Source organism: Pedobacter polaris, assembly GCF_005116505.1.
Lineage (GTDB): Bacteria > Bacteroidota > Bacteroidia > Sphingobacteriales > Sphingobacteriaceae > Pedobacter > Pedobacter polaris.
The window spans coordinates 1,252,560-1,265,215 of the sequence record NZ_SWBR01000001.1; the positions used below are offsets into that span (position 1 = coordinate 1,252,560).

The following is a 12,656-nucleotide window of genomic DNA, read 5'->3' on the forward strand; positions in this document are numbered from 1 at the left end:
AAAATGTAAGAGAGAAATAGTTAATAGTAAGACTAGCGGAAGAGGCCAGTTAAAAATTATTCGGCTGTTTCTTTAACAGCTAATTGCCCACAAGCGGCATCAATATCTTTACCTCTACTACGTCTAATGTTTGTATTTACACCATGATTACGCAAATAAGTAGCAAAAGCATCAATTTTATCGCCCTCCGCATTAATGAAATCAGCGAACTGGATTGGGTTGTATTCAATTAAATTTACTTTGCAAGGAACGTGTTTACAGAATTTAACGAGCTCCATTGCATCTTGAATTTCATCATTAAAGTTGTTAAATACAATATACTCGTAGGTAACGGGGTTTTTAGTTTTTTGGAAATAATATTTTAACGCTTCTGCTAATGCTTTTAATGAATTGTGCTCAGTAATTGGCATAATTTCATTACGTTTTATATCGTTGGCCGCATGCAATGAGAGTGCTAGGTTAAATTTAGCGCCATCATCACCAAGTTTTTTAATCATTTTAGCAATGCCCGCAGTAGAAACAGTTATTCTTTTATAAGACATATTTAAACCATCAGGAGCTGTAATTCGCTCAATGGATTTTAGCACATTCGCATAGTTTAACAAAGGCTCTCCCATGCCCATGTAAACAATGTTTGTTAATGGAATATTGTAGTTTTTCTTGGCCTGTTGGTCAATTAAAACAACTTGATCATAAATTTCATCGGCATTTAAATTACGTTTGCGGTCCATATATCCTGTAGCGCAAAACTTACAAGTTAAGCTACAGCCAACTTGAGAACTCACGCAGGCGGTCATTCTTTCCTCAGTAGGAATTAATACTCCTTCTACAATGTTGCCATCATATAAACGAAAGGCATTTTTAATGGTATGGTCGTTACTAAATTGAGCACTATTTATTTCTACAATGTTAATCGCGTAACTGTCATCTAGTTTTTTACGAAGGTCTTTTGATAGATTGCTCATCTCTTCAAAGCTACGAGCAGATTTTTCCCAAAGCCATTGATAAACTTGTTTTGCTCTATATGCTGGCTCCTTCATTTCTGTGAAATGTTGTTGCAGCTGAGGCAAATCTAATGAACGGATATCTATTTTTTTAGTGCTAATCATGTTAATGCAAAGGTAATTAATTTTGTGTTATGGATTACAGGTTGAATGTTCTGAGTGATGTATTAAATGCAAAATGACTTTACATCCAGACAGTTAACTCGGAACTTTCAACTTTTAATACAATTTTATTTCCTTTTCGGACTACGAGTTTTTGCAGCTGGTGCACCTTGTTTTCCATTTGATGGGCGAGTTGGCCTTTTACTAGGGCCATTAGATTTAAACCAATCGCTAGTAGTGGCATTGCTACTTCTTGGAGCACCGCCAGTTGATCTATTATCTGCATTTGCTTTGCTTCCTGTTGGCCTACCTTTAGATTTAGCAAAACGTTGTGCTGGCTTTTCTTCTTTTTCTTCAGCTGATTTCTTATTAACCCTTTTGGGAACAACAGGTTTTTCTGAGCTAGATTTAGCAACCATTTTAAAAATCTCAGCCTGTTCTTGCTCGGTTAGCTCTCTCCAATCGCCAACAGGCAAACCTTTTAAAGTAATGTTCATGATACGAGTTCTTTCTAACTTTGTTACTTCAAAGCCAAAATGCTCACACATTCTACGTATTTGACGATTTAACCCTTGTATTAGCGTAATCTTAAAAACAAAAGGACTTTCTTTAGTTACTTTACATTTTTTAGTCATTACCCCTAATACCGGAACACCCTTACTCATCCCTTCAATAAATTGATCGGTTATAGGTTTGTTAACTGTAACGATGTATTCTTTTTCGTGATTATTGCCAGCACGAAGAATTTTGTTCACTAAGTCGCCATTATTGGTTAAGAAAATTAAACCAGATGAATCTTTATCCAATCTTCCAATAGGAAAAACACGTTCACTATGATTTACATGATCAACAATGTTGCCTTTTACATTAGCTTCTGTAGTACTGGTAATGCCAACAGGTTTGTTATAAGCTAAAAGGATAGAATTTTCTGCTTGTTTGGGTTCAATGGTATTCCCATTTACACTTACTAAATCTCCAAAAAATACCTTATCGCCAACTTTGGCCTTACGCCCATTGATAAAAACCTGGCCTAGCTCAATAAATCTATCTGCAGCTCTTCTTGAGCATAAACCGCTTTCACTAATGTATTTGTTTAACCTTGTTGTTGGATCAGTCATTGGGTAGAATTAATAATTAATGCTACAAAGTTAACATTTTAACACATCTATACATTACAACAATGTAGAAACATAGGCCCATCGTTATAAATCCGATGTGCCTATATGAAAATGGTTTAAAAACTCTGGTCATCTGCAGTTGGTCCGTAACTAGATGGTACCGGAATACCTAAAAGACGGAAATACACACCCAATTGTGCTCTATGGTGTGTAGTTTGACTAAATGCAATGCGAATGATTCCATATTTATCCATATCACTCAAAATTTGTTCACCATTACGCAAAACCCATCTTTTAATTAATTCTTCTTCTTTTGCTTTTGTCAGTTCTGCTTTTGCTCCTTCATAACTTTTTTCAAATATTGCTAGTAACTCTTCATTATTGTTTACTACAATAGGTTCGTAAGGGGCAGTGGCAAAATCTAATTCATCAGTTGTTAAACCTAAGCTTATCCAACTGGGTAACTCTGCAATATGAGTTGACAATGGCATCATTTTCATGCTTTTTTCATGAGGTGCCCATTCAGCTTTATCAAATGGAACCAATGCTAAAAATTTACGAGTAGTTTGCGCTTCGCTTTCTAATTCTCTTAATAATAATTCAATAATATTCATAATTTCTCTGTTTTATAAAACAAAGAAAAGAGGGGCAACTGACAACCCTATGGCAGTGTAAAATAAATTTTAAAATTATTTAAAACGTAATTTAGAGATCAGATAAATAATTAGAAATTCTTATTGGCTATCTGGTTAATTGGGGATTAATAGTTGACCGGAAGCAGTTTCATATAGTCGTTTAATGACATATGTTCAAGTTTTCTAAATGGAACATCAGTACATTTTACTTCTAAGATATTATTGACTTTAAAGTCTCGATATTCATTTCTTAAATGGCACCAGGCAATTAAATGCCAGCTAAAAGCGTAAAAAACTAATCCAATAGGTTCTACTTCACGTTTGCTTATTTCTCCCTTATTATTTTTGTAGTCTATTTCTATAACGCATTTGGCTGATATTGCATTTTGTAAGACAGAAAGATATTCAAAGTTGTTAGCTAAGCGATTGGGCAGCTGTAGTTTGATGTTTTCATTTAAGCTTTCTAACTTTTCTTTTTGTGCAGTGCGAAGTACAGTTTTTACTTTATTTAACGCTGTGGTGTAATGATTTAGAATAGACCTATCAGCAAAACCTTCTAAAAAACGTTCCATTAAAAGTAATGCATTAGCTTCATCAGAATTGAAAGAAACAGGGGGTAAAAAATAACCTTGAACAATATAGTACCCTTTATGCTGTTCGAAACTTAAAGGAATGCCTTGTTCCCCTAATGCTTTCATGTCTCTGTAAACCGTTCTTACACTAATACCATATTGATTAGCAATTTTTTCTGCAGTTACATATTTTCTAGATTGTAGAAGGATTAAAATCCCAAAAAGTCTATCGATGCGATTCATTATTAATTAAAGATATGTTATTTCTGAAAACTATTTCGTTATAAAATAACTTATAAATAAGATTAGATTAATGGCTGTTCCAAAAAGATTTATTGAAGCAACAAAAGGTAAAGTGATTATAGGCTTCTTATTTGCCTGTTTTGCGCTATTACTAGCTTGGGGAATTAGTAAATTTGTGTTCGGGGAAATGTTGCACACAGTTGAGAAACTTTCTGCTCCAAACAATAGACTAAGAATTGTTAATGAACTCTCACATCAAACAGCAAGGTTAGATCAACTACAAAAAGACCAAGCATTTAATAGGTCTGCAAATCAAAATAATTTTATTTTAGAAACTAGGCGATTAAGAAAAAAGTTAGACACGCTTTCCCGCTTATTCGAAAATGATGAAGCACAACTAAATCGAATTAAATCCATAAAGAAATTATTATCTGATAGAGATAAACAGTTTTTGATGTACCTAGAAGTTCGAGAGACTTTAGTAAATACCAAGTCTTTTTCTAATGAAGTACAGAAATTAAACGAATTAGTTTCACAAAGATCTAGAGAAGCTGATAGGGCCATTTTAACTACAGAAACAGCTACTTCTACAACAACGTTAGCACAGGAGGATGGAGGCAAATCTAAGGGATTTTTAAATAGATTGTTTGGTAAGAAAAAGGCTGAAGTTTACAAAATCATCAATGAAGAATTTAAAGTAAAGAGAGATACGCTAAATGCTGTTGTAGAAGATAGCATTATGAAGGGTATCGAATCATCTTTATTGAGCATAGAAAAAGAACAACGCTATAAAAGCAACCGATTTTTAAAAAAGGAAGCAGACCTGGCCAATGCTAGCAATTTGATAACAAGGCAAATGTTAAAAGTTTTACGTGAAGTAGAGGCAGAAACCGTTACACAAATTGATGTAAAAAACGTGCAGGCAAAAGAAGTTGTAAGTGATGGAGTAAAACAAATTACAGTAATTATTATTGTGTTCTTTTTGATTACACTTGTTTTAGGGTACCTCATATTAACTGATATTGCAAAAAGCAATAGATACCGACTTGCTTTAGAAGAAGCCAAGGAAGAAGCCGAATATCATGGCTCGGCAAAACAACGATTTTTATCAAATATGAGCCATGAAATTAGAACACCACTTCAATCAATTTTGGGTTATTCGGAGTTAATATTAAGGCAAGAAAATCCTAGAAAAAAAGATGTTAGTGCCATTTATAATTCTTCAACACATTTGCTTCAAATCGTAAATGAAGTTTTAGATTATAATAGAATTATTTCTGGCAAGTTTAGTTTCAACAACCAAGATTTTAACATGTTGAAATTATTGGATGAAGTGATTGCTGGCATGCTTCCCTTAGCGGAGAAAAAGAATATTCAGTTCATTTCTAATCTAGATTTAAATGAGGTATTTGTAAATGGAGATCCCTTTAGATTAAAACAGATTTTATTTAATGTTTTAGGAAATGCGGTTAAGTTTACGATAAAAGGTAAAGTTGTATTTAATGTTTCTTGTAAAAAACAAGGTGAAGAAATGCACTTTAACTTTATAATTGAAGATACAGGAATTGGATTTGATGAGGCTGATGTTAAGATAATTTTTAATGAGTTTGAACAGATTGAGGAACCCGAGAAGCATGTAATTAATAAGGAAGGCACGGGATTAGGCTTAGCTATTGTTAAAGAGTTGGTAGAAAGTCAGGCCGGAAGAATTTATGTGAAAAGTAAAATAGATGTTGGTACAACCTTTAATATCTTTTTAAAATATCAAACAGCATCCCTACAAAATGAAGCGCCATTACTTTTAGATGATTCTACCAATACAGATTTGCCGAAAGTTTGGGTTATAGACGATGATTTGTTGATTTTAGAACTGTGTGGATTAATATTTAGCCAGCAAAAAACACCTTACCAAAGTTTTAGCTCTGCACAGCAAGTGTTAGAAGCGCCAATAGATGAAGAGGTGAAATTTGTTTTAATAGATATACGTTTGCCCGAAATGTCTGGATTGGAATTGTTCACTTTGCTTAAAGTTAAAATGCCAACTGATGTTAAATTTTATGCAATTACAGCTCAAGTATTACCTAATGAAAAAGGGAGTATCTTAGATGTTGGGTTTGAAGGAATTATAATGAAACCTTTTAAATCGGCTGATTTACTCTCCATATTTAACAATACATTCATTTCTGGAACAATTTCTTACGATTTAACCTCACTAGAACGTATGACAATGGGCGATAAACAAATGATGAAGAAAATCTTATTTCAATTTGAAAATGACTGTTTTAATGATATTGCGGACTTAGAAACAAGTATTATTGTGCAGGAAATAAGCAAAATTAGATTAATTGTGCATCGTTTAGCTGGTAGAATAGCCCAAATTGGTGCTAATGAACTAGGAACTGAATTTAGATTAATAGAGCAAGAGATTGCTGATCAAACTTCAATTACCGAACAGGTAAAAGTGCAACTTAATAGTTTGATTGTTAAGTTAAAGGATTTGATAAAACAGATTGGAATGGAAGATTAATCAATGCCATATCTTTCCATTTTGCTATACAAAGTCTTTCTATCAATGTTTAAAAGTTTGGCGGCCTTAGATTTGTTGTGCCTTACTTTATTTAACGTTTCAACAATTAGGTTTTTTTCATTTACCTCATTTATCGCTTTTAAGTCAGAAGAGCTTGAAATTGGAATTTGATCAACAGCTATTGTCATTTCCTCAGGTAAACCACTAAGGGTAGCTAAATTACTTGGGCTTAATAAAACCATTCTTTTGATTACGTTTCTTAGTTCTCTCAAATTTCCTGGCCAATCATATTTTAATAATAATGCCTTTGCATCTGGCTCAATTTCCTTTACATTCCTATTTAATTCTTTGTTGGCTAATTCTACAAAATGATAAATGAAAAGTTCCAAATCTTTTCCTCTTTCACGCAAAGGCGGAATGATAATTTTAAACTCATTTAAACGATGGTAAAGATCTTCCCTAAATTCACCGGTTTTCATGCCATTATTAAGGTCTTCATTTGTAGCAACTATAATTCTTACATCAACATTTGTTTGCTTATTGCTACCTAAAGGTTGAATGATACGCTCTTGCAAAGCCCTAAGTAACTTTATTTGAACCTCGTAACTTAAGTTTCCTATTTCATCTAAAAAGAGCGTTCCACCATTAGCTATTTCAAACTGGCCTTTTTTATCATTTACTGCCCCAGTAAAAGCCCCTTTCACGTGTCCAAAAAGTTCACTTGCAGCTAAATCTTTAGATAAAGCACCACAATCAATTGCAATAAATGGTTTGTTTTTTCTCTTGCTTTGTAGGTGTAGGGTTCTTGCCGCGAATTCTTTTCCCGTTCCACTTTCACCCTGTATAATCACAGACATATCTGTTTGAGCAACTAAGTCTATGTGCTCGTATAATCGATCTGCTACAGCACTTTTGCCTTTAATAAAATCCTTGCCTTCGTTATTTTTGGTCTTCTTCTTTTCTAATAAACCCTTAATTACCATTAGTAACTCATCTGGATTTATTGGTTTGGTAATGTAATCGAAAGCACCAAGTTGAATAGATTTTACAGCTGTTCTTACATCATTAAAGCTAGTCATGATAATAATGGGAACTGTTAGGCCTCTGTCTCTTACATGTTTTAATAAATCTAATCCAGTTCCATCAGGTAATCTATAATCTATCAATAACAGTTCAAACTCTTGTTTATCCACTAATTTAAAAGCCTGATTTAAATCAACTGCAATTTCTAGGGCATAGTTGTTCTTACCTAAAAACCCTTCAATGATTTGAGCAAAAGTAGTATCATCTTCAACAATTAGTATCTGCGACATAGAGCAAAAATAACAAAAGCCAGATAAAATCCGGCCTTTGTTGTTTTTATTACGATATATAGATATTTGGGAATTACTCTACTGGTTTACCGTCTTTGTCAAATTTTAATGAACCTACTTTTTCTTCTTTTTTAACATCAACTTGGAAATATAATTTGTCTCCGTCCTTAACACTAAATGCAGCAGTTGGTGTCCAAGTTGCATATGGTTCTGTTTTAAGAATGTCGGCAATTGGTTTTGGAAGTTCTTCTAATTTAATTGGTGTTTTTACAACGCTATCTTGTACTGAAACTAATTCGATTTTGTTTTTGATTTCTCCTGCTTGTACTGTTGTAAATCCCGCGAAAGCTAAAATTGCAGCTGATAAAATTAATTTTTTCATAATTAAAAGTTTTAAAATATTATTTAGTGAAACTATACAAGGCTATAGTACAGAATGATGCCAAAAGGACTGTGATCTTTTAAATAGCTGGTTTTTAGGTCTTTGTTTAATTTGTTCATTTTAAAAATTGTGGAGAAGTGCAACACATTGTAGCGAACATCAACAATGTTTAATTATAATCTTTGGTTTTACACTTATTCCGCTTAATTTGTAAATGCAAAATTTCATATCTGCCAAGTGGATATTTCCAGTAGATGCTAAACCTATAGAAGGTGGAGTTTTGGAGATTGACGCTGATGGTGTCATTCTTCAGGTTTTAACAGCAGAAGAAGCTAAAGCTAAAGCAATCAATAATATCCAACATTTCGAAGGGTGGTTAATTCCGGGTTTTGTAAATACCCATTGCCATTTAGAGTTATCGCATATGCGAGGAATAATAAATGAAGGAACAGGTTTGCCAAGCTTTATCAAACAAATTTTAGCACATAGGCAACAACCTGAAGAAGATATTCTTTTGGCTATGCAAAAAGCTGATCAAGAAATGTATGAAAATGGAATTGTAGCCGTTGGCGACATCTCAAATCAGTTAATTTCAAAATCAATTAAGCTTAAGAGTAAAGTTTACTATCATACTTTTGTAGAAGTTTTTGGGTTTAACAGACCATCTTTGCCAATTATTGAAGCTGGGGTTCAATTAAAAGATGATTTTGCTCCCCTTAAAGCATCAGTAGTACCTCATTCGCCCTATTCAGTTTCTTCCGAATTGTTTAATGAAATAAATAAGGTTACTCAAAGCGATGATATTTTAACAATCCACAACCAAGAAACCAAAGGAGAAAATGAGCTTTTTGAATCAGGTGTCGGAGCATTTGCAGATTTTTTTGCAGAATTAGGGATTGCGCAGAGCGATGCTCATAACCAAGGAAGAAATTCATTAAACTACCATTTGCCTCAACTACCTAAATATACTAACACTCTTTTAGTGCATAACACTTTTACTGACAAGGCAGATGTGGATTTCTCTAAAGAACAGCATCAAAAATTGTATTGGTGTTTATGCCCAAATGCAAATTTATATATAGAAAATAACTTGCCAGATGTAGACTTATTGAAGAATGAAGATCTAAAAATTACACTTGGAACCGATAGTTTGGCAAGTAATCATCAATTAAATATCTTGGCAGAAATGCAAACTTTGCAAGACTACAAAAAAGTTTCTTTTGAAGAGATGTTAAAATGGGCTACTCTAAATGGAGCTGAATTTTTAGCAATTGAATTGCAATATGGAAGTTTAACTGTTGGTAAAAAGCCTGGCATATTAAACATAAGCAATGTTGTAGATGGAACGGTAACAGAGAAAACAACCATAAAACGTTTATTTTAGCGAAATGATCAATCGTATTATACAACTTTTCAATATCAAATATCCAATTATTCAAGCAGGAATGGTTTGGTGTAGTGGTTGGAAATTAGCTTCAGCTGTTTCTAATGCTGGGGGCCTAGGTATAATAGGTGCGGGTTCAATGTATCCAGAGATTTTGAGAACACATATTCAGAAATGCAAACAAGCAACTTCGAATCCGTTTGCAGTAAACGTTCCATTGCTTTATCCTAACGTGAAAGAAATCATGGATATCCTTGTTGAAGAAGATGTAAAAATTGTATTTACATCCGCTGGTAATCCTGTCACATGGACAAGTTTCTTGAAGGAAAAGGGGATTATAGTAGTGCACGTTATTGCCAATACCAAATTTGCCTTAAAAGCACAAGAATGTGGCGTTGATGCCGTAGTTGCTGAAGGTTTTGAGGCAGGTGGTCATAATGGTAGAGAAGAAACAACCACTTTATGTTTAATTCCGATGATCAAAGCTGCGGTTAAAATTCCTGTAATTGCTGCAGGTGGAATTGCAAGTGGAAAAGCCATGTTGGCTACCTTTGCTTTGGGTGCAGATGCAATTCAAATCGGTTCTGCTTTTGCAGTAGCTGAAGAATCATCGGCCCATTTAAATTTTAAAGAAAAAATAATTTCCTCTGCAGAAGGAGATACCAAATTACGAATGAAAAAATTAGTGCCAGTCCGTTTATTAAAAAATGAATTTGCTGATAAAGTAGCTCAAGCAGAGGCAGACGGTGCTAATATGGCCCAATTGGCCGAACTTTTAGGTAGGGCAAGAGCAAAATTAGGTATGTTTGAAGGAAATATGGAGCAAGGTGAACTAGAAATTGGTCAAGTATCAGCGATGCTTGATGAAATTAAACCTGCTGCAGAAATTTTAAATGAAATTTGGGATGAGTTTTTAACAGAAAAAGAGAACTTGAATAGAATTAATTTTACCACATAAACTATAATGAATACTAAAATATTAATGACTTCAAGTACCATAGTCATGGCAACAATTGGTTTGGTTTGTTCATTTATGCCAGACGAAGTTTTAACATATTTTGGTATTAAAGAATTCATTGTTCTTCCCTTAATTATCCAAGTTTTGGGTTCAACTTATTTGGGTTTCGCCATTTTAAATTGGATGGCAAAATCAAATTTGATAGGTGGTATTTATAGCAAGCCTGTTGTAATAGGAAATTTTATGCACTATGCGGTAAGTAGCCTTGCATTGGTCAAATTTTTTATGGCCCACACCGACTTAAAATTGATTTTAATTCCACTGGGTATCTATGTGATATTTGCATTGCTATTTGGAAAAGTAATGTTTAGTAGCCCAGTTTAATCGATTACAGCTTAGAATAATATAATGATTTTTAAAAGAGTATTGGCGGTTATAACGATTATTTTAGTAATCATTGCAATTGTATTGATAAAAAAAAGAGCCAAACAAATGCCTAAGAATAAACCCCAACAAGAACTAAATAAGAATGAAACATATTAATATAAAAGTAACCGGTAAGGTTCAGGGCGTTTTTTTTAGGGCGAGCACCAAAGCAGTAGCCGACCAAATGGGTGTTAAAGGCTTGGTTAAAAATGAAAAGGATGGCTCTGTTTACATAGAAGCAGAGGCTGATGCTACTACTTTAGAAATGTTTGTTGATTGGTGTGATGAAGGTCCAGAAAAAGCTAAAGTAGAAAATGTAGTTGTAGAAGATGGAGAAATTAAAAATTATCGCAACTTTGAGGTTGTAAAAAAGAATTTATTGTGGTAAAGCTGATTTACGATTTTAAATTTACGAATTACGATTTGCCGAAAAAATAATAAATTTTAGATTGAAGTTTCAATTAGAAATCTAAAATCTAAAATCTAAAATCTAAAATAATTTGTCTGTATATAAAAAATTTGCTGGTCAAACAATGATTTATGGTATAAGTACCATATTTTCCAGACTATTTAATTTTATCCTAACTCCAATTTACACTAGTGTTTATGCACAAGGTGTATATGGTATTTTCACTAAAATGTTCAGTTATGCTTCCATTATTAATGCAATTTTGGCATTTGGTATGGAAACCACCTTTTTCCGTTACTTGAATAAACATGAGGATAAAAAGCAAGAGGTTTATAACAATAGCTTTTTAGTTATTGCTTTTATTTCCATTCTTTTTTTGGTTACCGGATTAATTTTTACAGACTATATAACAAGGTTTACCTCAAGTAGCGATGGTCACGCAAGCTATGACGAACAAAGAAAATACGTTCAATATTTAATATGGATATTATTTACAGATGCTATTTGTGTAATCCCTTTCGCTAAATTAAGGGCAGATGGTAGGCCAATTAAATATAGTGTGGTCAAGTTTTTTAATATTGGTGTTTTTGTAGTGTTAAACCTGGTGTTTATTTATGTTATTCCAGCGGTAATAAAACACGATTTAGCAGGAGCAGAATGGTTATCATCTTGGTTTAAACCGGATTGGATTGGTTATGTTTTTGTTGCCAATTTAGTTGCTAGCATATCAACGTTCCTATTATTGCTTCCAGAATTTGGAGCTCTTCAATTGAAATTTGATAAACAACTTTTCTATAAAATGTTTGCTTATAGTTGGCCAGTTTTGGTGGCTAATCTATCGTTTATCATTAATGAAAACCTAGATAAAATATTGTTAGGAAAGTATCTTCCAGCAAATATTGCAGATTATGAAACAGGTATTTATGGCGCAGTTTGTAAACTGGCTATTTTCATCAGTATTTTTAATACGGCTTTTAGACTTGGAGCTGAACCCTTCTTTTTTAGTCACTCTAAAGATGAAAATGCTAAAACAACTTATGCTAATATTCTTAATTATTTTGTGTTGGCACTCGCAATTTTATTTGTCGGCTTAATAGCAAATATTGATTTAATCAAACATTTTATTGATAAGCGCTATTGGATTGGTTTACCAGCCGTTCCTTTCTTGCTTTTTGGTTACGTCTGTTTGGGCATCTATATGAACTTATCAGTTTGGTATCGTCTTTCAGATCAAACACGTTATGGTCTATACATTTCTTTGGTTGGGGCAGTCTTTACTATTGTGATGAACATCATACTCATTCCAAAGTACAGCTATATGGCTTCTGCATGGGTAAGCATGTTAGCTTATTTTATCATTATGGTAATCTCTTACGTTTTAGGCCAAAAATATTATCCAATCCCTTATAATTTAAAAAAGATTTCAATCTATTTAATCATTTCAACTGCTATTGTTTTTATTTCATTTTTTATATTTAATCGAAATATATATATAGGCAATGCGTTATTAATTGCATTTATTGCTGGAGTTGCCTACTTTGAAAAAAATGATTTAATGAAGATATTAAAGCGTACAACTTAAC

The 12,656-nt window shown here is 33.1% G+C and carries 12 protein-coding genes; 6 read left to right on the plus strand and 6 right to left on the minus strand.

Annotation, left to right across the window (positions count from 1 at the left end):
- Window positions 1-56: 56 nt before the first annotated feature.
- The 4 genes from rlmN to FA048_RS05610 form a co-directional block, all read right to left on the minus strand.
- Complete coding sequence (rlmN, locus tag FA048_RS05595) at window positions 57-1,109, minus strand: 23S rRNA (adenine(2503)-C(2))-methyltransferase RlmN (RefSeq protein WP_136839213.1); 1,053 nt, start codon at window positions 1,107-1,109, stop codon at window positions 57-59.
- A 125-nt stretch (window positions 1,110-1,234) separates the two neighbouring features.
- On the minus strand, window positions 1,235-2,224 hold the full coding sequence (gene rluF, locus FA048_RS05600) for a 23S rRNA pseudouridine(2604) synthase RluF (protein WP_136839214.1): 990 nt from the start codon (window positions 2,222-2,224) through the stop codon (window positions 1,235-1,237).
- Between the two features lie 116 nt (window positions 2,225-2,340).
- On the minus strand, window positions 2,341-2,838 hold the full coding sequence (locus FA048_RS05605) for a DinB family protein (protein WP_136839215.1): 498 nt from the start codon (window positions 2,836-2,838) through the stop codon (window positions 2,341-2,343).
- Window positions 2,839-2,984: 146 nt separating this feature from the next.
- Window positions 2,985-3,674, minus strand: a complete 690-nt coding sequence (locus FA048_RS05610) for a helix-turn-helix transcriptional regulator (protein WP_136839216.1) — start codon at window positions 3,672-3,674, stop codon at window positions 2,985-2,987.
- Between the two features lie 70 nt (window positions 3,675-3,744).
- Here FA048_RS05610 and FA048_RS05615 point away from each other — a divergent pair, with 70 nt between their 5' ends.
- A complete protein-coding gene (locus tag FA048_RS05615) occupies window positions 3,745-6,201 on the plus strand; it encodes a hybrid sensor histidine kinase/response regulator (protein ID WP_136839217.1) in 2,457 nt (818 codons plus the stop codon).
- On the opposite strand, the gene FA048_RS05620 is transcribed toward FA048_RS05615, so the two are convergent.
- Window positions 6,198-7,514, minus strand: coding sequence for a sigma-54-dependent transcriptional regulator (locus FA048_RS05620; protein ID WP_136839218.1), 1,317 nt, complete (start codon window positions 7,512-7,514; stop codon window positions 6,198-6,200). The two genes, FA048_RS05615 and FA048_RS05620, sit on opposite strands and share 4 nt — an antisense overlap.
- Window positions 7,515-7,587: 73 nt before the next feature.
- Window positions 7,588-7,896 carry a hypothetical protein gene (locus tag FA048_RS05625; RefSeq protein WP_136839219.1) on the minus strand — a complete coding sequence of 103 codons (309 nt, stop codon included), beginning with the start codon at window positions 7,894-7,896 and terminating at the stop codon, window positions 7,588-7,590.
- A 214-nt stretch (window positions 7,897-8,110) separates the two neighbouring features.
- On the opposite strand from FA048_RS05625, the gene FA048_RS05630 reads away from it, so the two are divergent.
- The 5 genes from FA048_RS05630 to FA048_RS05650 all read left to right on the plus strand — a co-directional run bounded on the left by FA048_RS05630 (window position 8,111) and on the right by FA048_RS05650 (window position 12,655).
- On the plus strand, window positions 8,111-9,280 hold the full coding sequence (locus tag FA048_RS05630; protein WP_136839220.1) for an amidohydrolase family protein: 1,170 nt from the start codon (window positions 8,111-8,113) through the stop codon (window positions 9,278-9,280).
- 4 nt (window positions 9,281-9,284) lie between these two features.
- Entirely contained in the window at window positions 9,285-10,238 is a 954-nt protein-coding gene (locus FA048_RS05635) for an NAD(P)H-dependent flavin oxidoreductase (protein WP_136839221.1), read from the plus strand.
- 6 nt (window positions 10,239-10,244) lie between these two features.
- Entirely contained in the window at window positions 10,245-10,622 is a 378-nt protein-coding gene (locus FA048_RS05640; protein ID WP_136839222.1) for a hypothetical protein, read from the plus strand.
- A gap of 145 nt (window positions 10,623-10,767) precedes the next feature.
- Window positions 10,768-11,052 (plus strand): acylphosphatase, encoded by a 285-nt coding sequence (locus FA048_RS05645; RefSeq protein ID WP_136839223.1) that lies wholly within the window; start codon window positions 10,768-10,770, stop codon window positions 11,050-11,052.
- A 112-nt stretch (window positions 11,053-11,164) separates the two neighbouring features.
- Window positions 11,165-12,655 (plus strand): lipopolysaccharide biosynthesis protein, encoded by a 1,491-nt coding sequence (locus FA048_RS05650; RefSeq protein ID WP_225872479.1) that lies wholly within the window; start codon window positions 11,165-11,167, stop codon window positions 12,653-12,655.
- Window position 12,656: the final 1 nt, after the last annotated feature.

Excerpts from the sequence above, each read along its gene's own strand:
- rlmN (WP_136839213.1), bottom strand. The coding sequence starts at position 1,109 with ATGATTAGCACTAAAAAAATAGATATCCGTTCATTAGATTTGCCTCAG.
- rluF (WP_136839214.1), bottom strand. The coding sequence starts at position 2,224 with ATGACTGATCCAACAACAAGGTTAAACAAATACATTAGTGAAAGCGGT.
- FA048_RS05605 (WP_136839215.1), bottom strand. The coding sequence starts at position 2,838 with ATGAATATTATTGAATTATTATTAAGAGAATTAGAAAGCGAAGCGCAA.
- FA048_RS05610 (WP_136839216.1), bottom strand. The coding sequence starts at position 3,674 with ATGAATCGCATCGATAGACTTTTTGGGATTTTAATCCTTCTACAATCT.
- FA048_RS05615 (WP_136839217.1), top strand. The coding sequence starts at position 3,745 with ATGGCTGTTCCAAAAAGATTTATTGAAGCAACAAAAGGTAAAGTGATT.
- FA048_RS05620 (WP_136839218.1), bottom strand. The coding sequence starts at position 7,514 with ATGTCGCAGATACTAATTGTTGAAGATGATACTACTTTTGCTCAAATC.
- FA048_RS05625 (WP_136839219.1), bottom strand. The coding sequence starts at position 7,896 with ATGAAAAAATTAATTTTATCAGCTGCAATTTTAGCTTTCGCGGGATTT.
- FA048_RS05630 (WP_136839220.1), top strand. The coding sequence starts at position 8,111 with ATGCAAAATTTCATATCTGCCAAGTGGATATTTCCAGTAGATGCTAAA.
- FA048_RS05635 (WP_136839221.1), top strand. The coding sequence starts at position 9,285 with ATGATCAATCGTATTATACAACTTTTCAATATCAAATATCCAATTATT.
- FA048_RS05640 (WP_136839222.1), top strand. The coding sequence starts at position 10,245 with ATGAATACTAAAATATTAATGACTTCAAGTACCATAGTCATGGCAACA.
- FA048_RS05645 (WP_136839223.1), top strand. The coding sequence starts at position 10,768 with ATGAAACATATTAATATAAAAGTAACCGGTAAGGTTCAGGGCGTTTTT.